Source organism: Methylobacterium endophyticum (assembly GCF_050591105.1).
Taxonomy (GTDB): Bacteria; Pseudomonadota; Alphaproteobacteria; order Rhizobiales; family Beijerinckiaceae; genus Methylobacterium.
In genome coordinates this window covers 313,342-334,439 of record NZ_JBNHES010000002.1, presented here as the reverse complement: position 1 = coordinate 334,439, position 21,098 = coordinate 313,342, and the positions used below count along the sequence as shown (strand labels likewise).

General features: G+C 72.0%; 18 protein-coding genes. 8 read left to right on the top strand and 10 right to left on the bottom strand.

Annotation, left to right across the window (positions count from 1 at the left end; translation table 11 throughout):
• Positions 1-91: 91 nt before the first annotated feature.
• Together ACP56T_RS04070 and ACP56T_RS04065 are read right to left on the bottom strand one after the other, a co-directional pair.
• Positions 92-1,300, bottom strand: a complete 1,209-nt coding sequence (locus ACP56T_RS04070) for an acetyl-CoA C-acetyltransferase (protein ID WP_430910821.1) — start codon at positions 1,298-1,300, stop codon at positions 92-94.
• 241 nt (positions 1,301-1,541) lie between these two features.
• Positions 1,542-3,335: an acyl-CoA dehydrogenase C-terminal domain-containing protein gene (locus ACP56T_RS04065; RefSeq protein WP_430910820.1), complete on the bottom strand. Its 1,794-nt coding sequence runs from the start codon at positions 3,333-3,335 to the stop codon at positions 1,542-1,544.
• Positions 3,336-3,630: 295 nt separating this feature from the next.
• Here ACP56T_RS04065 and ACP56T_RS04060 point away from each other — a divergent pair, with 295 nt between their 5' ends.
• Together ACP56T_RS04060 and ACP56T_RS04055 are read left to right on the top strand one after the other, a co-directional pair.
• Complete coding sequence (locus ACP56T_RS04060; RefSeq protein WP_430910819.1) at positions 3,631-6,933, top strand: SEL1-like repeat protein; 3,303 nt, start codon at positions 3,631-3,633, stop codon at positions 6,931-6,933.
• A 111-nt stretch (positions 6,934-7,044) separates the two neighbouring features.
• Positions 7,045-7,482, top strand: a complete 438-nt coding sequence (locus ACP56T_RS04055; protein WP_430910818.1) for a DUF3429 domain-containing protein — start codon at positions 7,045-7,047, stop codon at positions 7,480-7,482.
• A gap of 6 nt (positions 7,483-7,488) precedes the next feature.
• Here the strand turns inward: ACP56T_RS04055 and pdeM are convergent, their stop codons facing one another.
• The 3 genes from pdeM to ACP56T_RS04040 are packed head-to-tail and all read right to left on the bottom strand — an operon-like array spanning position 7,489 to position 11,818.
• Positions 7,489-8,202 (bottom strand): ligase-associated DNA damage response endonuclease PdeM, encoded by a 714-nt coding sequence (gene pdeM / locus ACP56T_RS04050; protein WP_430910916.1) that lies wholly within the window; start codon positions 8,200-8,202, stop codon positions 7,489-7,491.
• Positions 8,203-8,234: 32 nt separating this feature from the next.
• Positions 8,235-10,859 (bottom strand): ligase-associated DNA damage response DEXH box helicase, encoded by a 2,625-nt coding sequence (locus ACP56T_RS04045; protein ID WP_430910915.1) that lies wholly within the window; start codon positions 10,857-10,859, stop codon positions 8,235-8,237.
• The gene (locus ACP56T_RS04040; RefSeq protein ID WP_430910817.1) at positions 10,856-11,818 is read right to left on the bottom strand and encodes an alpha/beta hydrolase; all 963 of its coding nucleotides are present in this window, start codon (positions 11,816-11,818) and stop codon (positions 10,856-10,858) included. Before ACP56T_RS04040 ends, ACP56T_RS04045 begins: the two co-directional genes overlap by 4 nt.
• Positions 11,819-12,096: 278 nt before the next feature.
• On the opposite strand from ACP56T_RS04040, the gene ACP56T_RS04035 reads away from it, so the two are divergent.
• Together ACP56T_RS04035 and ACP56T_RS04030 are read left to right on the top strand one after the other, a co-directional pair.
• Complete coding sequence (locus ACP56T_RS04035; protein WP_430910816.1) at positions 12,097-12,447, top strand: DUF6460 domain-containing protein; 351 nt, start codon at positions 12,097-12,099, stop codon at positions 12,445-12,447.
• 72 nt (positions 12,448-12,519) lie between these two features.
• Complete coding sequence (locus ACP56T_RS04030) at positions 12,520-13,899, top strand: MATE family efflux transporter (RefSeq protein WP_430910815.1); 1,380 nt, start codon at positions 12,520-12,522, stop codon at positions 13,897-13,899.
• A 27-nt stretch (positions 13,900-13,926) separates the two neighbouring features.
• Here ACP56T_RS04030 and ACP56T_RS04025 read toward each other — a convergent pair whose 3' ends face one another.
• Both ACP56T_RS04025 and ACP56T_RS04020 read right to left on the bottom strand, forming a co-directional pair.
• Positions 13,927-14,286, bottom strand: a complete 360-nt coding sequence (locus ACP56T_RS04025; protein ID WP_430910814.1) for a hypothetical protein — start codon at positions 14,284-14,286, stop codon at positions 13,927-13,929.
• A 77-nt stretch (positions 14,287-14,363) separates the two neighbouring features.
• Positions 14,364-14,753, bottom strand: a complete 390-nt coding sequence (locus ACP56T_RS04020) for a tautomerase family protein (RefSeq protein ID WP_430910914.1) — start codon at positions 14,751-14,753, stop codon at positions 14,364-14,366.
• Positions 14,754-14,955: 202 nt separating this feature from the next.
• Here ACP56T_RS04020 and ACP56T_RS04015 point away from each other — a divergent pair, with 202 nt between their 5' ends.
• Positions 14,956-15,840 carry an HpcH/HpaI aldolase/citrate lyase family protein gene (locus ACP56T_RS04015; protein WP_430910813.1) on the top strand — a complete coding sequence of 295 codons (885 nt, stop codon included), beginning with the start codon at positions 14,956-14,958 and terminating at the stop codon, positions 15,838-15,840.
• A 51-nt stretch (positions 15,841-15,891) separates the two neighbouring features.
• Here the strand turns inward: ACP56T_RS04015 and ACP56T_RS04010 are convergent, their stop codons facing one another.
• The 3 genes from ACP56T_RS04010 to ACP56T_RS04000 form a co-directional block, all read right to left on the bottom strand.
• Positions 15,892-16,197, bottom strand: a complete 306-nt coding sequence (locus tag ACP56T_RS04010) for a GCG_CRPN prefix-to-repeats domain-containing protein (RefSeq protein WP_430910812.1) — start codon at positions 16,195-16,197, stop codon at positions 15,892-15,894.
• A gap of 130 nt (positions 16,198-16,327) precedes the next feature.
• Entirely contained in the window at positions 16,328-17,401 is a 1,074-nt protein-coding gene (locus tag ACP56T_RS04005; protein ID WP_430910811.1) for a quinone-dependent dihydroorotate dehydrogenase, read from the bottom strand.
• The gene (locus ACP56T_RS04000) at positions 17,398-17,745 is read right to left on the bottom strand and encodes a DUF952 domain-containing protein (RefSeq protein WP_430910810.1); all 348 of its coding nucleotides are present in this window, start codon (positions 17,743-17,745) and stop codon (positions 17,398-17,400) included. The genes ACP56T_RS04005 and ACP56T_RS04000 overlap by 4 nt, the downstream gene beginning before the upstream one ends.
• Before the next feature lie 278 nt (positions 17,746-18,023).
• On the opposite strand from ACP56T_RS04000, the gene ACP56T_RS03995 reads away from it, so the two are divergent.
• From ACP56T_RS03995 to ACP56T_RS03985, 3 genes are all read left to right on the top strand, one after another.
• Positions 18,024-18,656, top strand: a complete 633-nt coding sequence (locus tag ACP56T_RS03995; protein WP_430910809.1) for a S24 family peptidase — start codon at positions 18,024-18,026, stop codon at positions 18,654-18,656.
• A gap of 85 nt (positions 18,657-18,741) precedes the next feature.
• Complete coding sequence (locus ACP56T_RS03990; RefSeq protein ID WP_430910808.1) at positions 18,742-19,833, top strand: ATP-binding protein; 1,092 nt, start codon at positions 18,742-18,744, stop codon at positions 19,831-19,833.
• 221 nt (positions 19,834-20,054) lie between these two features.
• On the top strand, positions 20,055-21,074 hold the full coding sequence (locus tag ACP56T_RS03985) for a TIM44-like domain-containing protein (RefSeq protein WP_430910807.1): 1,020 nt from the start codon (positions 20,055-20,057) through the stop codon (positions 21,072-21,074).
• The last annotated feature ends 24 nt before the right edge of the window (positions 21,075-21,098 follow it).

The window sequence follows — 21,098 nt, the reverse complement described above, 5'->3', positions numbered from 1 at the left end:
CCGGTTTCGTTCTTGGGTTCGACCGCGCCCGTCGGGGCGCGGCCGGGCCGCCTCTATCAGTGTTCCCAGGCCATTGGGAGGCCGCGCCCCCTCACACCCGCTCGATGACTGTGGCGGTGCCCATGCCGGCGCCGATGCAGAGCGTCACCAGGGCGCGCTCCTTGCCGGTGCGCTCCAGCTCGTCGAGCACGGTGCCGAGGATCATCGCGCCGGTGGCGCCGAGCGGGTGCCCCATGGCGATGGCGCCGCCGTTGACGTTCACCTTCGCCGGGTCGAGGTCGAAGGCCTGCTGGAAGCGCAGCACCACCGAGGCGAAGGCCTCGTTGATCTCGAACAGGTCGATATCCGACAGCTGCATGCCGGCGCGGGCCAGGACCTTGCGGGTGACGTCGACGGGGCCGGTGAGCATCAGCGCCGGGTCCGAGCCGATATTGGCGAAGGCGCGGATGCGGGCGCGGGGCTTCAGCCCGGCCGCCGATCCGGCCTCCTTCGAGCCGATCAGCACGGCCGCCGCGCCGTCCACGATGCCCGACGAGTTGCCGGCGTGGTGGACGTGGTTCACCGCCTCGACATCCGGGTGCGCGTCGACGGCGACGGCGTCGAAGCCGCCCATCTGGCCCATCTGGACGAAGGATGCCTTGAGCTGGCCGAGGGACTGCATGTCGGTCGAGGGCCGCATGTGCTCGTCGCGGTCGAGCAGCGTCAGGCCGTTGATGTCCTTCACGGGCACGACGGAGTTCTTGAACAGGCCCTGCTCCCAGGACTTCGCCGAGCGGGTCTGCGACTGCACCGCGTAGGCGTCGCAATCGTCGCGGGTGAAGCCGTACTTGGTGGCGATCAGGTCGGCCGAGACGCCCTGCGGCATGAAGTAGGACTTCACCGCGATGGCCGGATCGACGGGCCAGGCGCCGCCCGAGGCGCCGAGCCCCACGCGGCTCATGGATTCGACGCCGCCGCCCACGGTCATGTCGTGCTGGCCTGCCATCACCTGCGCCGCGGCGAAGTTGATGGCGTCGAGACCGGAGGCGCAGAAGCGGTTGATCTGGATGCCAGGCACATGGTCGCCGTAATCGGCTACCAGCGCGGCGGCGCGGGCGATGTCGCCGCCGGCCTCGCCGACCGGATCGACGCAGCCGAGCACCACGTCGTCGACGCGCCGGGTGTCGAGCCCGTTGCGGTCCTTCAGGGCGCGCAGCGCCACCTCGGCGAGCCGCAGGGCCGTGACCTCGTGCAGGGACCCGTCCGGCTTGCCGCGCCCGCGCGGGGTGCGGACGTGATCGTAGATGTAGGCCTCAGGCATGTGCGTTTCCTTGTTCCCTCGTCGATGGAGCGGGATCCCCTCTCCCCTCTGCGGGAGAGGGTGGCCCTCGCCTCGGCGAGGGTCGGGAGAGGGGAGCGCCGTATCCGGAGAGGGCGTTCCCCTCTCCCGCCCGCTCCGCGGGCACCCTCCCCACACTCAAGCCGGGTATACCCGACTTGAGAACCAAGTTTGCACATCTCAGGCAAGCCCGAGATATGACGGGCGGAGGGCCGGTATCGTCTCAGAACGCGTCGGCGGCGAGCGCCATGGTCGCGTCCGAACCGGTCTTGATCCGGGCGAGCCGCAGGGCGGTCTCGGGCAGCATCCGCTCCATGTAAAAGCGGCCGGTGACGAGCTTGGCCTCCATGGCGGCGAGGTCGCCCTCGCCGGACGCCTTCTTGGCGTTGGCCGCCTTGGCGATCCGGCCCCACATGTAGCCCATCGCGACGAGGCCGAGGAGATGCATGTAGTCGGTGGCGCCGGCGCCGGCGTTGTCGGGCTTAGCCATCGCGTTCTGCATGAGCCACATGGTCGCCGCCTGGAGGTCGTTGAGCCCGGCCTGAAGCGGGGCGGCGAAGCCCTTGAGGGCCTCGTCCTCGGCGTTGTCCTTGATGAAGGTCTGCACCTCGCCGAGGAAGCCCATCATCGCCCGGCCGCCGTCCTTGGGCAGCTTGCGGCCGATGAGGTCCATGGCCTGCACGCCGTTGGCGCCCTCGTAGATCATGGCGATGCGGGCATCGCGCACGAACTGCGACATGCCCCATTCCTCGATGTAGCCGTGGCCGCCGAACATCTGCTGGGCCTCGACGGCGTTGGCGAAGCCCCGGTCGGTGAAGACGCCCTTCACCACCGGCGTCATCAGGCCGAGGAGGTCGTCGGCCGCCTGCCGCTCCTTGGCGTCGGGGGAGCGGTGGGCGATGTCGGACTGGAGTGCGGTCCAGAGCATCAGCGCGCGGGCGGATTCGTTGAAGGCGCGGATGGTCATCAGGGTGCGGCGCACGTCCGGGTGGACGATGATCGGGTCGGCGGACTTCGCCGGCTCCTTGGCGCCGGTGAGCGCCCGGCCCTGGAGCCGGTCCTTCGCGTAGGCGACGGCGTTCTGGTAGGCGACCTCGGACTGGCCGAGACCCTGCACGCCCACCGCCAGGCGGGCCTCGTTCATCATCACGAACATGGCGTTGAGGCCGCGATTCGCCTCGCCGACGAGCCAGCCCTTGGCCCCGTCGTAGTTCATCACGCAGGTCGAGTTCCCGTGGATGCCCATCTTGTGCTCGATGGAGCCGCAGGAGACGGCGTTGCGCTCGCCCACGGAGCCGTCCGCGTTCACCAGGAACTTCGGCACCACGAAGAGCGAGATGCCCTTGGTGCCGGCCGGCGCGCCCTCGATGCGGGCGATGACGAGGTGGACGATGTTCTCGGAGAGGTCGTGCTCGCCCGCCGAGATGAAGATCTTGGTGCCGGTGAGGCTGTAGGAGCCGTCGCCGTTCGGGACCGCCTTGGTCTTGAGGAGCCCGAGATCCGTGCCGCAATGGGGCTCGGTGAGGTTCATGGTGCCGGTCCAGGTGCCGGCAACCATCTTCGGCAGGTAGATGGCCTTCTGCTCCTCGGAGGCGTGCACCAGCAGCGCCGCCACGGCGCCCTGCGTCAGGCCCGGATACATGCTGAGCGCGAGATTGGCGCCTGAGGAGAACTCCTGGATCGCGGTGCTGAGCGTCAGCGGCAGGCCCTGGCCGCCGAACTCCTCGGGGACGGAGAGGCCCATCCAGCCGCCCTCGGCGAAGGCGTCGTAGCCGGCCTTGAAGCCCTTCGGCGTCGTCACCGATCCGTCGGCGTTGCGGGTGCAGCCTTCGGCGTCGCCGACCCGGTTCAGCGGCGCCAGCACGTTGCCGGCGAGCTTGGCGCCTTCCGACAGCACCGCCTCGACCACGTCGGGCGACGCGTCGGAGAAGCCAGGCAGGTTGTCGCGGTTGTGGAAGCCGAGCACGTCGTTCAGCAGGAACAGCACGTCCTCGACCGGGGCGCGATAGCTCGGCATCGTCTTCTTCCTCCGCCTGCGGCCGCCGGATCTTGGATGTCCGCGGCCGGCGACTCTCGATAGTTCATATATAAACTATCATGCGCGCGCCACGCAAGACCCCACGCCGGGGATCTTCGCGAATCCCGCCGGCCGTGGGGCTCCCGATTTGGGGCAGCCCTTAACCCGCCGTTTACCAAGAAAGTTAATGGTCGACCGAACCGATCCGGTTTGTCGTTTCAGGTCGGGGCCTTCGGGCCTTTCCCAAAAGGCAGATCGGACCGGGCGACGGAAGCCGCTGCCCCCAGGTCCGATCATGCGCCGTACCGCGACCCCGAGCCTCGAAGCCCTCGACCCGGACGTGCTCGCCGCCGCCCGCGACGTGGCGCGCCGCGCCGGCATCCCGGTGGAGAGCTGGATCGCCTCCGTGCTGCCCACCGAGGGGCGCCGGGCAGGGGATGCGAAGGCCGCCCCGCGCCGCCGCAAGCCGGCCGCCCAGGAGCCCGCGCCGCAGGTCGATGTGCACGCGCCGCAGGCCGATTCGCCCGCGCCGCCGGCCGCCGGGCAGCAGCTCGACCATATCCTCGACGCGCTCATCCAGCGCCTCGACACCATCGACCGCGCCATCGCCACCGAGCGCGAGACCGCCCAGGAGGAGGCCAGCCGCCGCATCGAGAGCCTGGAGGCGCGGATCAGCGACGTGCTCGATTCGCGGGCGACACCCGTCCGGCAGGTGAGCGACCGGCTCGGCGAGATCGAGCGCCGGATGAGCGAACTCGGGGAGCAGTTCGCCGCCTCGCGCCCGCCGGGCCGCCGGGGCCGCGCCGCCATGGAGGAGGTCCGCGAGGCCGTCGAGGAGATCCGCCAGCGCCGCCGCGAGATCGAGGGCGCGAGCCCGCCCGCGCAAGCTCCCGCGCCCGCCCACGACCCGGTGGCCGCCATGCGCCGCGACCTCGCGCGCCGGCTCGACGCCGCCGTCGAGGAGGAATCGAAGCCGTCCTCGTCCGCCGCCATCGCCGAACTCCGGCAGGAGATCGGGCGCCTGCGCGAATCCGTGGGGTCCCTGGCCACGGGCCGGGACGTCGGCGCCCTCGAACAGGCGATGCTGGCGCTGGCCGGCGACGTGAAGCGCGCCCAGCAGCCCGCCGACCTCGCCGCCATCGCCGAGCCCATCGAGGCGATCCGCGCCCAGGTCGAGCGCCTTGCCGGGGACGTGTCCGACAATGTCTACGCGCGGGTGGCCGGCGAGTTCGAGCGCGTCGCGGGGCGCATCGACGCCGCCATGGCGGGCGGGGCCGGCGGCTCCGTCGATGCCGAGGCGGTGCGCGCGCTGTTCGGCGAGCTCGAGGAGATCCGCCACGTCACGGCGGCGCTGGCGGGCCCCGAGCGCATCCAGGGGCTGGTCCAGGCCGTCCAGGCCGTGAGCGGCCAGATCGAGGGCCTGCGCGTCAGCTTCGGCGCCGCGGATTCCGGCGTGGCCCAGCTCCGGCCCCTGCTGGAGGAGATCCGCGCCGGTCTCGACGCCCGCCGTCCGCAGGACGTGACGGAAGAGTTCAAGGCCATCCAGAAGCGGCTCGACGCCCTCCAGAGCGCCGGGACCGGCATGGACGCGGCCGAATCGAGCGCCATCATCGGCCGCATCGACGCGCTTGCGGAGAAGGTCGAGCGCGTCGGCGGCGAGGGCCTGCGCCAGCCGTCCGCCGCCGGCGAGTTCGCCTCCATCCAGGCCATGCTGGGCAGCCTCGCCGAGAAGGTCGACACGGTCGGCCGGCGCGCCGGCGCGGGGGAGGGGCTCGACGCCCTGGAGCGGCAGGTCCTGGCCATCGCCAGCCGCCTCGATTCCCGTGGCGCCGATCCGGCCATCGCCGGGCTCGAGCGCACCATGACCGACCTGATGGGCCAGGTCGCCGCCCTTCGCGACGAGACCGCTACGGTCACGGCCGTGGAACGGGCCGCCCGCACGGCCGTCGCCGACAGCAGCGGCGAGACCCCCGAGCTCGGGCTGCTGCGGGCGGGCCTCGCCGACCTCCAGGCCCGTCAGACGGCCTCCGACGATCGCATGCACGCCACCCTCGAAGGGGTGCGCAGCTCCATCGACCGGCTGGTCTTCCGCCTCGGCGAGCCGGGCGAGATGCCGCGTCCCCTGCCGGACGCCCCCTCCCTCGACGAGCGGCTGCTGTCCTCCACCGGCATGCCGTCGCCGCGCGCCCGCGCCGCCGAGCGTCATGAGGCGCCCCGCGCCCCGGCCTCCCTCCAAGCCTCTTTGCAAGCCTCCCTCCAGGCATCCTTGCCGGAGGCCGGGCGGATGACCGACGAATTGCTGGAGCCCGGCGCCAGCCGGCCCCAGCGCAGCCGCATCTCTGCTCCGTCGACGCAGGACGGCGAGGCGGCCGAAGGGGCGGCCGACATCAAGACGAGCTTCATCGCCGCCGCGCGCCGCGCCGCCCAAGCCGCGCATGCCGAGGTCGCGCAGGAGGCCGCCGAGGCGGCCGCGCGGACGGACAAGCCCCGCTCCCCCCGCAAGGGCCTCCTGGCCGAGCTTCCCGAACAGGCGGCGGCCCAGCGTAGCCCCGGCCTGCGCGCCACCATCGAGAAGCGCCGCAAGCCGCTGCTCCTCGGGCTCGCCGCCGTGGTGCTGATTCTCGGCGCGCTCCAGGCGCTCACCATGAGCTCCGACCCGGCGCCGATCCCCGCGCCCCGGCCGCCGATGGCGGATGTGCGCGCGCCCGCTCCGGCCCCCGCCATGGAGGCGCCGCGTCCGGCCCCGGTCGATCCGCAGACCACGCAGGCCATCGGCGAGCGGGCCCCGCCGAGCGTGGCGCCGTCCGCGCCTGCGCCCGCACCTGCTCCGGCGAAGAGCGCCCTGCCGCGCGTCTCCAACATGCAGACGCTGGCCGGCGACCTCGCCGGACTGCCCGCCGGCATGTCCGCCCTGAAGCAGTCCGCCCTCGACGGCGACGGCGCCGCCGTCTTCGAGCTCGCCGTGCGCGAGGCGGACGGACGCGGCATGCCGCGCGATCTCGCCGTCGCCGCCAAGCTCTACGAGAAGCTCGCCTCCGAAGGCTACGCTCCGGCGCAGTACCGCCTCGCCGGCCAGTACGAGAAGGGCTCCGGCGTGGTCCGCGACCTCGCCCAGGCGAAGCTCTGGTACGCCCGCGCGGCCGAGCAGGGCCACGCCCGCTCCATGCACAACCTCGCGGTGATCTACGCCGAGAATCCCGGCCCCTCGGGCAAGCCGGATTTCGCCTCCGCCGGATCATGGTTCCGGCAGGCCGCCGAGCACGGCGTGCGCGACAGCCAGTACAACCTCGCGGTGCTCTACGCCCGCGGCCTCGGCGTCGGACAGGACCTCGTGCAGTCCTATGCCTGGTTCTCCGCCGCCGCCACGCAGGGCGACACGGAGGCGGGCAAGAAGCGCGACGACGTGGCGACCAAGCTCGGCCCCGACGATCTCGCCAAGGCCCGCACCATCGCGGCGAACTACAAGCCCCGCAAGCTCGACGCCGCCGTCAACGAGCCGCCCGCGCCCAAGGAGGCGCCCTCGGCCGCGATGACCCTCCTCGGCGCGCCGACGCCGGGCACCGTGTCGCAGGGTTTCGTCCCGCCCGCGAAGCGCTGACCGCGCCTCCCGAGCCGGCAAGGCGGCATTGACGCGGGCGCCCGCTTGCGGGAACGCTCGGTGCCGGATGGCGTCCGGTGACGGGATTGCGCCGCGCCGAGGGGAGGAGCCATGCCCCGCGGGTCACAGGTGCCGGTGGGCGCCGTTCTCCTCGGCGTCGCCGGGCTGGTTCCCTTCGTCGGCTTCTCGGTGCTTGCCGTGAGTGGCAGCGACGGCGGCCTCGGCAGCATCGGCCTGATGCCGCGCACCCTGCTCTCCGCCTATGGCGCGGTGATCGCCTCGTTCCTCGGCGGCATCCGCTGGGGCGCGGCGGCGGCGCGGGGCGGCGGCAATGCCGACTATCTCCTCGCCATCGTGCCCTCGCTGCTGGCCTGGACGGCGCTCGCCGCCCCGGCGCCCTGGGACCTGCGGGTGCTCGGGCTGCTCGTGTTCGCCTGGGGGCTGATCGATCAGGACCTCGCGCGTCGCGGCCTCGTGCCGGTCTGGCTCGGCCGGCTGCGGCTCGGGCTGTCGAGCGTCGCCGGGCTCGCCCTGCTCATCGCGGCGTGAGGACGCTCAGTCGCGTGCCAGCATCGCGCGGCCGATGGCGAAGACGCGGCCGTCGCCGAGGAGATGCGCCGTGAAGCCGCCCGGAAACAGCGGGTCGAAGGCGGGGTTGCGCACGTTGAGCCCGCCCGCATAGGCGCCGAAGGCCGGCATCACGAGGCGGCTGCCGTCCGTGACGAAGCAGCGGCGGCGCACCGCCCGGCCGCGCATGGCGACCTTGCCGCAGGGATGGAGATGGCCGGCGATCTCGCCCTCCGGGGCGCCGGGCAGCGGCTCGTGGCGCAGCGTCAGGCCGCCGATCGCGAGCGTCTCCGCATAGCGCCCGCCGACGCCCTCGTTGACGGCGGCATCGTGGTTGCCGGCGATCCAGACCCAGTCGCGCCCCTCCTGAAGGGCCGCGACGAGGGCTCGGTCGCCCGGCGCCATGCGTTCCGGCCCGCGCGCGTCGTGGAAGGAATCGCCGAGCGCGACGACGCGTGCCGGATCGTGCCGCTGGATCGCCTCGTGCAGGCAGGCGAGCGTCTCGGCGGTGTCGTAGGGCGGCAGGAACTGCCCCGACCGCGCGGCGAAGGCCGAGCCCTTTTCGAGATGCAGGTCGGAGACGATCAGCGTGCGGTGCGCGCCGAGCCAGATGCCGCCGCAGAGATCGAGGGTGAGCGTCTCGCCGGCGAGCGACAGGGTGGTGGGTTTTTGAGTCTTCTCGAGTCTCAGGCCGAGCGCCACGGTCGCGTCCTCAATGAGCGAAGAGGGAGCGTTCACCCCAGCGCCTCTTCGAGAAGCTGCGCCTCGGCCTCGGCCAGAATCTCGTCGGCCCCCTCGCCGTAGACCCGCTCGCGCCCGATCTCGAGCATGACGGATACGGAGAGCGGCGAGACGCGGTCGAGCGCCTTGTGGGTGATTCGCCCCTGGATGCGCTCAAGCATCACACCGAGGCGCCTCACGTCGAGGAGTCCGGTTGCCGCATCCTGGCGCGCGGCGCGCAGGAGCAGGTGGTCGGGCTGGTGCTTGCGCAGCACGTCGTAGATCAGGTCCGTCGACATCGTGACCTGCCGGCCGGTCTTCTTCTGCCCCGGATAGCGCCGCTCGATCAGCCCGGCGATGACCGCGCATTGCCGGAAGGTGCGCTTCATCATGGCGCTCTCGTCGAGCCACGCTTCGAGATCGTCGCCGAGCATGTCCTGCGCGAACAGGCCCGCCAGGAAGCCGGGCTCCCGGCCGATGCGCTCGGACAGGTCGCGGGTGGTCCAGATGGCGATGCCGTAATCGTTGGCGGCAAAGCCCAGCGGGCGCAGGCCCGCCCGTTCGAGCCGGCGCGTGAGCAGCATGCCCAGCGTCTGGTGCGCCAGCCGGCCCTCGAAGGGAAAGGCGGTGAGGTAGTAGCGGTTTCCCCTCGGGAAGGTCTCCACGAGGAGGTCGCGCTCCCCCGGCAGCACCGAGCGGCGGCGCTGCTGAACCAGATAGTCGGAGAGCTGCCCCGGCAGCCGGCCCCACGCGAACGGGTCGGCGATGATGGCGCGCACACGCGCGGCGAGGAAGGTCGAGAGCGGGAACTTCGCGCCCGCATAGGAGGGGATCGCCGGATCGGTGCCGGGACCGGCCCGCGTCGCCAGCGCCTCGTCCTCGAACAGGCCCTCGAAGCGCAGCACCTCGCCCGCGAACAGGAAGGTGTCGCCGGGGCTCAGGGTCTCGGCGAAATCCTCCTCGACCTCGCCCAGCACCCGGCCGGTCTTCGGAAGCGCGGTGCCGGGCTTGCCGCGAAGGGAGCGCGCGAGCCGCACCTTCACCCGCGTCGCCTCGACGATGGTGCCGACATTCATGCGGTATTGCTGTGCCGTGCGCGCATCGCGGACGCGCCAGAGCCCGTCCGGCCCGCGCAGGATCTTGGCGAAGCGCTCGTAGGCGCGCAGCGCGTAGCCGCCCGTCGCCACGTAGTCGACGACCTGCTCGAAATCCTCCCAGGACAGGGCCGCATAGGGCGCCGCCGAGACGATCTCCTCGTGGAGCGACACCGGATCGAAGGCATCGGCGCAGGCCATGCCGAGGACGTGCTGGGCGAGCACGTCGAGCGCGCCGATACGGGCGTCGGGGGTGTCCTGCGCCGCCTCCTCGACGGCATCGAGGGCGGCGCGGCATTCGAGCATCTCGAAGCGGTTGCCGGGCACCAGCACCGCCTTCGAGGGCTCGTCCATGCGGTGGTTGGCGCGGCCGATGCGCTGCATGATGCGGCTCGCGCCCTTCGGCGCGCCGACATTCACGACGAGATCGACGTCGCCCCAGTCGATGCCGAGATCGAGGGTCGCGGTGCAGACGATGGCGCGCAGCCTCCCCTCGGCCATGGCCGCCTCGACCCTGCGCCGCTGGCCGGCATCGAGCGAGCCGTGATGGAGCGCGATGGGCAGGCTGTCGTCGTTGATCTTCCAGAGCTCCTGGAAGGTGTATTCCGCCTGGAGCCGCGTGTTGACGAAGACCAGCACCATGCGGTGCTCCCGGATCAGCGCGTAGATCGCCGGCATCGACTGCCAGGCGGTGTGGCCCGAGAGCGGCAGCGTCTTGCCGATCTCCAGCATGGACAGGTCGGGCCGGGCGCCGCCCTTCACCACCACGAGGTCGGCCATGGGGGGCGCGGATTCCCTCCCCCTTGCGGGGAGGGGTAGGGGTGGGGGTGGTGCCGAGAAAGCCAGCGCGGTGCCTTCTGCTCCACCCCCACCTCCGGCTCCTCCCCGCAAGGGGGAGGAGGGGGGGGCCGACAGTGCCCGCTGCGGCACGAGGTACTTCCGCAACTCGTCCGGCTCGCGCACCGTCGCGGAGAGGCCGATGGCGGTCAGTCCGGGGCTCAGCCGGTGCAGGCGCGCCACGGCGAGCGCGAGCAGGTCTCCGCGCTTCGAGGTCACGAGGGCGTGGAGCTCGTCGAGGATCAGGCAGCGTAGGGAGCCGAAGAGGTCCGCCGCCTGACGGTTGGCGATGAGCAGCGAAAGCTGCTCGGGCGTGGTCAGCAGGATATCGGGCGGGCGCTCCACCTGGCGGGTGCGCTTGTGGGCCGGGGTGTCGCCGGTGCGGGTCTCGACGCGGATCGGCAGGCCCATCTCGGCGATGGGCGTGTCGAGATTGCGCGCGATGTCGACGGCCAGCGCCTTCAGCGGCGACACGTAGAGCGTGTGCAGGCCCTTCGCCCGCGTCGGACCTTGCGAGAGCGAGACGAGGCTCGGCAGGAAGCCGGCCAGCGTCTTGCCGGCCCCTGTCGGGGCGACGAGCAACGCCGAGCGTCCGGCGCCGGCGATGCGCAGCAGGTCGAGCTGATGGGCCCTCGGCGTCCAGCCGCGCGAGGCGAACCATTGCGTGAAGCGCGGCGGCAGGCCGCCGCCTTCCGGCTCGGCGCTCAGGCGAGGGCCGTGAGGAAGCGGTCGATGAGTTCGAGCGCCCGTTCGCTCATCGAGCCGGGATAGCGGACGAAGACGTGGCAGCCGCCGGGATAGATGGCGGTGTGGCCGCCATTCCCGGCCGCCGCCCAGCGGGAGGACATGAAGAGCGTGTCGTCGAGGAGCGGATCGGCGGTGCCCACCGTGAACAGGGCCGGCGGCAGCCCCTTCAACTCCGCATAGATGGGCGAGACGTCGGGCCGGCGCCGATCGGTTCCGTGGCGGACGTAATCGTCGGCGAAGCGCGTCAGGTCGGTGGTGTTCACCACCAGCCGCTCCTCGCCCCAGTTGCGCACGCTCGGCGTCAGGCCGAGATCGTAGAACCCGGCATTGAGGTTGGCGCCCCGGAAGGCGCGGGTCAGGCCGTGGCGGTCGCGCAGGCGCAGCAGCACCATCACGGCGAGATGCGCGCCCACCGATTCGCCGCCGATGGTGAGCGCCGAGACGCCGAGCTGCGCCTTGCCGGGGCCAGCGAGCCACACCGCCGCCGCCTCGCAATCCTCCAGCGCCGCCGGATAGGGATGCTCGGGGGCGAGACGGTACTCCACGGAGAGGCAGACGAAGCCGCAGGAATCGGCGATGCGCTCCAGCCACGGATCCTGCTCGTCGGCCGAGCCCCAGACCCAGCCGCCGCGGTGGATGTGCAGATACGCGCCCCGCACCGGACGGCCCGGCGGGAGGAGCGGGCGTATCACGCGCAGGGCCAGCGGTCCGCCGGGACCGTCGATGGTCATGGTCTCGGCACGCGCGCTGCGCGGCATCGCGGGGGAGGCCTGGGTGCCGCGCCGCCGCCGCGCCCGCACCTCGGCGATCGGCAGCGACCAGGGATCCTCCTGCGCCGCATGCGCCGCGACGATCTCGGCGTTGAGCTGCTTCGTCTCGGAATCGATCATTCCCGGATCGAAGAGGGCGTGGTCGATCATGGCTCCGTCCGTTCCGAGACACTTTTTCCGATCGCTGCGGATACGGCGCAAGATGGCTGCCGGTCCATGCCGCCTCGGGTGTCAGGTTGTGCACATTTCACGGTCGTCACGCCCCCGTTTCCGGCAGCGATGCCGAGCTTGGACCGCGATGCCATCGCGGCAAGCGGCACGGAACGGCGTAACGCGGGAAGCCGCGTCGGGTTTCGCGCGGGTGTGACGCGTCCGTCACGCTTCCGCCCGGTTCAGGCGCTTCCAAGGCGGCACGAGAGGACACGAGCATGATCGTCGAGAACGACCCGCGCCGCCAGGCACCCCACGGCGAGCGCAGCTATGGCGGGCCCCTTTCCTTCGACGTCCGGTCCCGAGGGGGCGCCCTGCGCCGGTTCCTCGGCGGCTCCCCGGCCGCCGTCTTCATGCGGCTCCTGTTCCTGTCGGTCCTCGTCGGCGCCACCATGGCGATGTTCGGGCTGACGCCGGAACGTCTGTTCTGGCACGCCTACGACACCGTCCGCGCGCTGATCGATCTCGGCTTCTCGACCTTCCACGATTTCGGCCGCTGGATCATCGCCGGGGCGCTGGTGGTGGTGCCGCTGTGGCTGATCTCGCGGCTCTTCGCGGTCTCGCGCTGACCGCCGACGCAACCGTGCCCCCGCGGATCGGCGCTTCACAGGGCCGGCCGCCGGTGTAAGCGGTCCGGTATCATGATGACGACCGGCGACGAGCGAGCGATCCCCACCCATCGGCGCGTGCTGGCGCTGGCGCTGCCGATGACGCTCGCCAACGTGACGACGCCGCTGCTCGGCTTCGTCGGCGCCAGCGTCGTCGGCCGGCTCGGCGACGCGGCGCTGCTCGGCGCCATCGCCCTCGGCGCCGTGATCTTCGACGCGATCTTCTGGTCCTTCGGCTCGCTGCGCATGGCCACCGCCGGGCTCACCGCGCAGGCGGCGGGCGCGCGCGATTCGGCCGAGGTCGACCGCACCCTCGCCCGCGCGCTCGCCGCCGGTGGGCTCGCCGGGCTGGCGCTCGTGGTCCTGCAATGGCCGATCGGCTGGCTGGCCTTCGCGGTGGCCGGCGCCAGCCCGGCGGTGACGGCGGGGCTCGCGACCTATTTCCACATCCGCATCTTCGCCTCGCCCTTCACGCTCGCGAACTACGCCGTGCTCGGCTCGGTGCTCGGGCGTGGGCGCACCGATCTCGGGCTGCTGCTCCAGGTCGCGATCAACCTCGCCAACATCGCGTTGACGCTGTTCCTTGTGCTCGGGCTCGGCTGGAGCCTCGCGGGGGCCGCGCTCTCGGCGGTGACGGCGGAAGCCTTCGGGCTCGGCCTCGGCCTGCTGCTCCTGCGCCGTCTCGGCTCGCGGCCGTTCTCGGTGGCGTGGGCGGAGATCCTCGACGGGCCCGCGATGAAGCGGACCCTCGCCGTCAATGTCGACGTGATCGTGCGGACCCTGGCGCTGGTCTCGGCCATCGTACTGTTCTCGGCGCTCGGCGCGCGCTTCGGCGATGCCATCCTCGCGGCGAACGCCGTCCTCTGGAATCTCTTCCTGATCGGCGGGTTCTTCCTCGACGGCTTCGCCACCGCCGCCGAGACCCTGTGCGGGCAGGCGGTGGGCGCGCGCGACGAGGCGGGCTTCCGCCGCGCCGTGCATCTGAGCCTCGGCTGGTGCCTCGCCTTCGGAATCGGGGTGAGCGCGCTCGCCTATGCCGGCGGCGGCCTGTTCATCGACGCGGTGACGACGAGCGCCGAGGTCCGCGAGGTCGCCCGCCGCTATCTCGCCCCGGCGGCGCTGGCGCCCTTCGTGGCGGCGCTGCCCTTCGCCTTCGACGGCATCTATGTCGGCGCCACCTGGACGCGGGCCATGCGCAACCTGATGCTCGCCGCGCTCCTCGCCTACGGCATGGTGCTGGCCTTCGTCCGCTGGTCGGATCTCGGCAATGGCGGGTTGTGGGCGGCCTTCCTGTTCTTCCTCGCCGCGCGGGGAATCGGGCAGGCGATCGCCTATCCGGGAGAGGCCCGCAGGACGTTTCCGGTATCGGCGGACCGGGGCGGCTTCGAGGTCGCGGCCGCCGAGCGGCGCTGAGCGTCCGGGCTCAGTGCCGGGTCGGGCTCAGTGCGGGTCTTGCCAGGGTGTGCCGGTCGCGCCCGTGGCGGTGGGGCCGCTCCGTGCCGGCTCGCCGCCGCGCTGCGCGACGCGCACGGGTGCCTGCGCGGGTCTCGGAGACGCTGCGGCCTGACGCCGGTGGCGCGCGGCGCGGGTGTAGCGTCTGCGCGGGGCGCGGGCCCGTTCGGTCGAGGAGCCGACCACGCCGCCGACCACAGCGCCGACGACGGCTCCGATCGGGCCTCCGACGAGGGCCCCCGCCACCGCGCCGCTGCCGACGCCGACCACCGTGTTGTCGGCCGCGACGGCGAGGTTCGGCGCGCTCAGCGCCGTGGCCAGCATCAGGCCGAAAAGGGCATGTCTCATGTCGTTTCGTCCTCCGTCCGGCGCCCGCCTTGGCCGTCAACCGTGACGAAAGGGGGGCGCCGGGTTCGGAGGACGCGCTACAGCTCGCCGGTGAGGAACTGCGCCCGGCCGTGTCCGAAGGACCAGTCCTCGTCGGTGTTCTCCACCGTGGAGACCATCACGTCGGCCGGCGCGATGCCGCAGGCCGCCTCCAGCTTCTCGGTCAGCAGGCGGTAGAACAGCTCCTTCTTCTCCTTGCCGCGCGGGCGGGTGGTCATCTGCACCACCACGACGTTCTTCGTGCGCGGGATGTCGAGCCCGGTGTCCTCGACGATCATGCGCGAGGGCTTGTACTCGCTGACGATCTGATAGCGGTCGCCGGGGGGCACCTTGAAGGCTTCCAGCATCGCCTCGTGGGCGGCGTCGAGGAGTGTCTTGAGTTCGGCGTCGGTGCGCCCTTCGATGAGGTGGAAGCGGAGGAGCGGCATGAGCTTCGCTTGATGTCCCTGGAGGATGGCGGGGGCGCACAAGTCGAACATCGCCCATCGGCGCGTCCGACCTTGCATCACGACCGTCGACCCTGCACAGGGCCGGTGTCAAACGGTGCAGTTTCTTGCATATGCGCGGCTCCCCGCTCTGGCTTGTGCGGTGCGGTGGGCTAGGTTCGCGCCGAGTCACAGGGAGTGCGACATGTCCGATCTCCGTCTTCGCCGAAGCGTCCTCTACATGCCCGGCTCGAATCTGCGGGCGCTGGAGAAGGCGAAGACGCTGGCCGCGGACTGCCTGATCCTCGACCTCGAGGACGCCGTCGGCCCCGAGGAGAAGGAGCTGGCGCGCCAACAGGTCTGCGCGGCGGTGAAGGGCGGCGGCTACGGCGACCGCGAGCTCGTCATCCGCGTCAACGGCCCCCAGACGCCCTGGGGCGAGTCCGACCTGCGCGCCGCCATCGAGGCGCGGCCGGACGCCATCCTGATGCCGAAGGTGTCCTCGCCCGCCGTGCTGGAGAGCATCGCCGACCATCTCGAGGCCCTCGACGCCCCGGAGGGCATCGCCATCTGGGCGATGATCGAGACCCCCGCCGCCATCCTCAATATCCAGGAGATCGCCAAGGCCCGGCGCGACCGGCGCTCGCGGCTGACCTGCTTCGTGCTCGGCACCAACGATCTCGCCAAGGACACCTGGGCCCAGCTCGTGCCCGGCCGTGTGCCGATGCTGCCCTGGATCATGTTCACGCTGGCCGCCGCCCGCGCCGAGGGGCTGACCATCCTCGACGGCGTCTGGAACGACATCTCCGACGTCGAGGGCTGCCGCGTCGAGTGCCGTCAAGCCCGCGACCTCGGCTTCGACGGCAAGACCCTGATCCATCCCAACCAGATCGAGCCGGCCAATACCTGCTTCGCGCCCACGGAGGAGGAGGTGCGCCGCGCCCGCCTCGTGATCGATGCCTTCGACCAGCCCGAGAACGCCAAGCGCGGCGCCATCAAGGTCGAGGGCCGCATGTACGAGCGCCAGCATATCGGCATGGCCAAGCGCGCCGTGACCTGGTCCGAGGCCATCGCCGCCAAGGGGCAGTAGCGGGAACCGCCGCCCGGCGGCCGGGAACGAGACCGGCCGCCGGTTCCCGTGTCACCAGCGGTGATGCCAGCCGCCGTGATGCCACCCGGCATGACGCCAGCCGCCGCCCCAATGGCGGTGCCAGCCGGCATGATGGTGCCATCCGCCCCAACGGCGGTGCCATCCGCCATGCCAGCGGGGTCCGTAGAAGGCCGGGCGGTAGCCGTGGAAGCGCGGTCCGTAGAGGTTCGGGCGGCAATAGCCGTAGAACCCGCGATGGAAACCGGGTCCGCAGCCGTCGCGGGCCTCGGCGCTGCCCGCCGTGCCGGCGAGCGTGCCGAGGGCGAGGAGGGCGGCTCCCGCAAGCTTCAAGCGCATGATCGACTCCTTTCCGAGAAAGATCGCCGCCCGTGCGGCGTCATCGGAAATGCCGAGCCCGAAGCATCCGTTTCAAGATGACGGGAATTTCATGTTTCCCATCCTGTCCGTCGTCTTGCGGATGGACGGATCACGACTTCGAGAGCGCCGCCGCATCCCTGCCGACTGCCTCGCGCAGGCTCGATAGACCTTCCGCCGTCAAGCGCGAGACGAGGCCCCGCTTGATCTCGTCCACGAGCCCCGGCCCGGCATAGACGAGCGCCGAATAGAGCTGCACGAGGCTCGCCCCGGCGCGGATCTTGGTCCAGGCGGCCTCGGCCGAATCGATCCCGCCCACGCCGATCAGCGGGATCCTGCCGCCGACCCGCAGGTGGGTCTCGGCCAGCAGCCGGGTCGCCGGGCCGAAGAGCGGGCGGCCGGAGAGGCCGCCGGTCTCGCCGGCCAATGCCGTCTCCCGGAGCGAGGCCGGCCGGGCGATGGTGGTGTTCGAGACGACGAGCGCCGCGACCCCGCGCGCCAGCACCGTGGCGCAGATCGCATCGAGGGTGTCCAGGGTGATGTCGGGGGCGATCTTCAGCAGGATAGGCGTTGCCGTGCCGGCCTCGTCGCGGGCCGCCGCGACGCGGGCGAGCAACGCGTCGAGGAAGGCTTCCCCTTGCAGGTCGCGCAACCCCGGTGTGTTGGGGGAGGAGACGTTGACGGTGATGAAATCCGCCAGCGGCGCCAGCCTGCGGGCGCAGGCGGCGTAGTCGGCGAGGCGGTCGGCCGCCTCCTTGTTGGCGCCGATATTGACCCCGACGATCCCGCCGCGATGCCGCCTTGCGGCGAGACGGCCCGCGACCACGTCGAGCCCCTCGCTGTTGAGGCCGAAGCGGTTGATGACCGCCCCGTCGCGCGGCAGCCGGAACACGCGCGGCTTCGGATTGCCCGGCTGCGGCAGCGGCACCACGCCGCCCACCTCGACGAAACCGAAGCCGAGCCCGAGGAGCGCGTCCGGCACCACGGCGCCCTTGTCGAATCCGGCGGCGAGCCCGACCGGGTTCGGGAAGCGCAGGCCGAGCAGGTCGACGGCGAGACAGGGATCGTCGGCGCCGGGCCGCGCGGGCGGCAGCAGGGAGAGCCCGCGCAGGGTCAGGCCGTGGGCGGTTTCCGCGTCGACGGCGTGCAGCAGGGGCCGCACCAGCGGGAAGAGCGCGCCGATCACGCCGCGACCTCCGCCGGGAAGGCGTGCCGCCCGTCGTCCGACAGGGGCAGGTCGCGGACCCAGGCCACCGCCGAGAGCGGCAACGGGCCGTAGAGATGGGGGAAGAGATCGCCCCCCCGCGACGGCTCGTGGCGCAGGGCCTCCCCGAGCGCCGCCTCGTCCACCGCGACGAGCAGGAGGTCGGCCTGCCCGGCGAAATGCCGGGCGGCGGTCTCGGGCGCCTGGGCGGCGGTGGAGAGGTGGATGAAGCCGTCGGCATGATCCACGGGCGAGCCGGAAAAGCCTCCGGCCTCCTCGGCTTCGGCCCACAGGGCCTTGGGGCAGATCTTGTAGAGGAGGGGCATGGCGGCGGGTCCCGGACTGCCGGGTTGCGATAGGGCCCCCGCGCGGCGGCCGCAACCGCGCCCGGCGCCGGCTTTCGCCAAGCGGCCCGCCACGGCCGCCTCCCTGGCGGAGATGGATTTCCGAACGCCCCGTCGAGGACCGCCGATTTTCTTCGCCGAAGGGCGGCCAGAGGCCCCTCGAAGGGGCGGCGCTCGATTGCCTTCGCCGGCGTCTAGTTCTACTTTCCTACGCGTAGGCCGTCCGTCTTAGGCGGCCTCGCGCCTTGCCCGAGACCGTCATGCTGTCCCACGAGCAGATCTGGACCGCGATCGACCGTCTGGCCGAACGCCACGGCTTCTCCCCGTCGGGACTCGCGCGCCGCGCCGGGCTCGACGCGACGAGCTTCAACCGTTCGAAGCGGATCGGGCCGGACGGGCGCAAGCGCTGGCCCTCCACGGAATCGGTCTCGAAGGTGCTGGCCGCCACCAACGCCACGCTCGACGATTTCCTGCGCCTGATCGAGCCGCGCGAGAGCGCGCCGCGCATGACGATTCCCCTCGTCGGCATGACCCAGGCGGGGTCCGGCCGGCTGTTCACGGACGAGGGCATGCCCGCCGGTGGCCCCGGCTGGGAGGAGATCGAGTTTCCCGATCTCGGCGAGGACCGGGCCTTCGCCCTCGAGGTGCAGGGCGATTCGATGCAGCCGCTCTATCGCGACGGCGACATCCTCATCGTCTCGCCCTCGGCGGACCTGCGCAAGGGCGACCGCGTCGTCGTGCGGCTGCGGGAGGGCGAGGTGCTCGCCAAGGAATTGAAGCGGCGCACCGCCCGCACCATCGAGCTCGTCTCGCTCAACCCGGCCCACGAGGACCGCGTCATCGGCGTCGCCGAGATTGCCTGGATCGCGCGGGTGATGTGGGTGCGCCAATAGGGCGCCAGCTTGGCCGGCCGGGCGGATGGGTCTATCGATTCCCGCGCCGGCTCCTTTCCGCCGGGCAGCATCCGACGATGGTGCGATGGCCGAGCCCGCAGCGGACCGCCCCGATCCGACCCCGTCGACGCGCGCCGCCGTGTCCGTCGATCCGGCGCATAAGGCCGTGCTCGACGCCTGCGCCGTGCCGGCCTTCCTCGCCGATCCGGCGCGGGAGGGGGCGCCGCTGGTCTATGCCAACCCGGCGCTGCTCGCGCTCACCGGCCATGCCGCCGAGGACCTGATCGGGCAGGGCATCCGCCAGGCGATCGCCGCGGAGCGGACCGGCAGCGGCGACGGCGAGTTCCTGGCCCGCCGCAAGGGGGGCGCCAGCTTCTGGGCCGCGCTGACGACGGCTCCCGTTGCCGGCACCGGCCTCGTCCTCGGGCAGATCGTCGACGTCACCCGGCGCCGGGACGCCGAGGGCGCGCTCACCCTGTCCCGGCAGCGCGAGGCGCTCGGCCTCCTCACCAACAGCGTCGCGCACGAGTTCAACAACTTCCTCCAGATCCTCATCGGCTATATCGACGGGCTGAAGCGTCGGCTCGGCGGCACGCCCGATCCCTTCATCCAGCGCGCCGTGCTGCGCTCGACGGATGCCGCCGAACGCGCGGCGATCCTGACGCGCCAGCTCCTCGCGTTCTCCCGCCGGATCGCGCCGGACGTGCGCCCGGTGGATCTCGATTCGCTGGTGGCCGAGATCGCGGAGCGCCTCGCGCCGTCCCTGCCGGCCGGCGTGCGGCTCGACATCCATGCGACCCCCGGCCTGCCGCCCGCGCTCAGCAACCCGACCCAGGTCGAGCTGGCCCTGTCCCACATCGTCGCCAATGCCTGCGAGGCGATGCAGGGCGGCGGCACCCTGACGCTCGCCACCTGCCGGATCGACGGCGGCGACCGCGCCGCGCAGGCCCATCCGCAGGGGGCCGTCGGCATCGTCGTCACCGATACCGGCTCGGGGATGTCGCCGGAGATGCTGGCCCGCGCGCTCGCGCCCTTCGCCACCAGCCGGGAGGCCGGGCGCGGCGCCGGTCTCGCCATCGTCCACGGGCTGATGAAGCGCCAGAACGGCACCATCGCCCTCGACAGCCGGCCGGGCGAGGGCACCAGCGTGAGGCTGATCTTTCCGGCGGCGGCCTAGATCCGCATCCGATCGCCTTGCGACGCATTGCGTCTCCAGGCCCTCGTCTCGCCGCGCGCTCTCGCGCCGAACCGGCATCCACTTCGGCGGAGCGCGCTCTGGCCATCGGCGATACAGAGCGGAAACCTTTCCGGAAGGATGGACTAAAACGCCCGCTGGCGCGTCACCATATGGACGGAGCGGATTGCTCCGCGACGTGTTCATTCTTCAGGGGCCAACAGATGTCGACCTCCACCACCCGACGCAGACGCGGTGCCGCCGTCCTGGCGCTCGCAGCGACGCTGACGGTTCTGGCGCCCATCACCCTGGTATCTTCGGCCGAAGCCCGGCCGGGCGGCGGCGGCAGCTTCGGCTCGCGCGGCAGCAAGACCTTCAACGCGCCCTCGGCCACCACCACGGCGCCGAGCGCCGCGCCGATCCAGCGCAGCCAGACGCCCCAGCCGGGCCCCGGCATGGGCAATCCCGGCATGCAGGCTCCGGCGGCCCAGGGCCGACGCTTCGGCGGCGGCTTCTTCGCCGGCCTGCTCGGCGCGGGCCTGCTCGGCGCGCTGCTCGGCGGCGGGTTCTTCGGCGGGCTCGGCGGAATCGCCTCCTTCCTCGGCCTGCTGCTCCAGGTCGGCCTCGTCGTCCTGCTGGTCTCCTTCGCCGTGCGCTGGTTCCGCCGGCGCCAGGGCGAGCCTGCGGCGGCGGGCGCGGCTCCCTATGCCCGCACCCAGACGGGCGGCGGCAACGGCCCCAGCGGCGGCGGTCTCGGTGGAGGTCTCGGCGGCGGCTTGGGCGGCATGGGCTTCGGCGGCGGATCGCCGGCCGGCGCCGCGCCCCGTCCTGTGCAGACGCGGTCCGTGAAGGTCGCGCCGGAGGATTTCAACGCCTTCGAGCGCCTGCTCGGCAAGGTGCAGGACGCCTTCTCGCGCGAGGACATGAGCGACCTGCGCGTGCTCGCGACGCCCGAGATGGCGGGCTATTTCGAGGAGGAGCTGCGCGACAACGCCGCCCGCGGCATCGTCAACCGGATCTCGGACGTGAAGCTCTTGCAGGGCGACCTTTCGGAAGCCTGGGCCGAAGGTGATCTCGAATACGCCACGGTGGCGATGCGCTACGCGCTCAACGATGCCAAGCTCGACCGCAAGACGAACCGCGTGGTCGAGAACGAGCCGGCGGAGGCCGTCGAGCTCTGGACCTTCGTGCGCGGCCAGGGCCACGACTGGACCCTCTCCGCGATCCAGCAGACCGGGCGCTAAACCGCCCGCAGTCCTATCGACAGG

What these genes read in the sequence shown, in the direction of transcription:
- ACP56T_RS04070 (WP_430910821.1), bottom strand. Translation starts at nt 1,300, where the DNA reads ATGCCTGAGGCCTACATCTACGATCACGTCCGCACCCCGCGCGGGCGC.
- ACP56T_RS04065 (WP_430910820.1), bottom strand. Translation starts at nt 3,335, where the DNA reads ATGCCGAGCTATCGCGCCCCGGTCGAGGACGTGCTGTTCCTGCTGAAC.
- ACP56T_RS04060 (WP_430910819.1), top strand. Translation starts at nt 3,631, where the DNA reads ATGCGCCGTACCGCGACCCCGAGCCTCGAAGCCCTCGACCCGGACGTG.
- ACP56T_RS04055 (WP_430910818.1), top strand. Translation starts at nt 7,045, where the DNA reads ATGCCCCGCGGGTCACAGGTGCCGGTGGGCGCCGTTCTCCTCGGCGTC.
- ACP56T_RS04040 (WP_430910817.1), bottom strand. Translation starts at nt 11,818, where the DNA reads ATGATCGACCACGCCCTCTTCGATCCGGGAATGATCGATTCCGAGACG.
- ACP56T_RS04035 (WP_430910816.1), top strand. Translation starts at nt 12,097, where the DNA reads ATGATCGTCGAGAACGACCCGCGCCGCCAGGCACCCCACGGCGAGCGC.
- ACP56T_RS04030 (WP_430910815.1), top strand. Translation starts at nt 12,520, where the DNA reads ATGATGACGACCGGCGACGAGCGAGCGATCCCCACCCATCGGCGCGTG.
- ACP56T_RS04025 (WP_430910814.1), bottom strand. Translation starts at nt 14,286, where the DNA reads ATGAGACATGCCCTTTTCGGCCTGATGCTGGCCACGGCGCTGAGCGCG.
- ACP56T_RS04020 (WP_430910914.1), bottom strand. Translation starts at nt 14,753, where the DNA reads ATGCCGCTCCTCCGCTTCCACCTCATCGAAGGGCGCACCGACGCCGAA.
- ACP56T_RS04015 (WP_430910813.1), top strand. Translation starts at nt 14,956, where the DNA reads ATGTCCGATCTCCGTCTTCGCCGAAGCGTCCTCTACATGCCCGGCTCG.
- ACP56T_RS04010 (WP_430910812.1), bottom strand. Translation starts at nt 16,197, where the DNA reads ATGCGCTTGAAGCTTGCGGGAGCCGCCCTCCTCGCCCTCGGCACGCTC.
- ACP56T_RS04000 (WP_430910810.1), bottom strand. Translation starts at nt 17,745, where the DNA reads ATGCCCCTCCTCTACAAGATCTGCCCCAAGGCCCTGTGGGCCGAAGCC.
- ACP56T_RS03995 (WP_430910809.1), top strand. Translation starts at nt 18,024, where the DNA reads ATGCTGTCCCACGAGCAGATCTGGACCGCGATCGACCGTCTGGCCGAA.
- ACP56T_RS03990 (WP_430910808.1), top strand. Translation starts at nt 18,742, where the DNA reads ATGGCCGAGCCCGCAGCGGACCGCCCCGATCCGACCCCGTCGACGCGC.
- ACP56T_RS03985 (WP_430910807.1), top strand. Translation starts at nt 20,055, where the DNA reads ATGTCGACCTCCACCACCCGACGCAGACGCGGTGCCGCCGTCCTGGCG.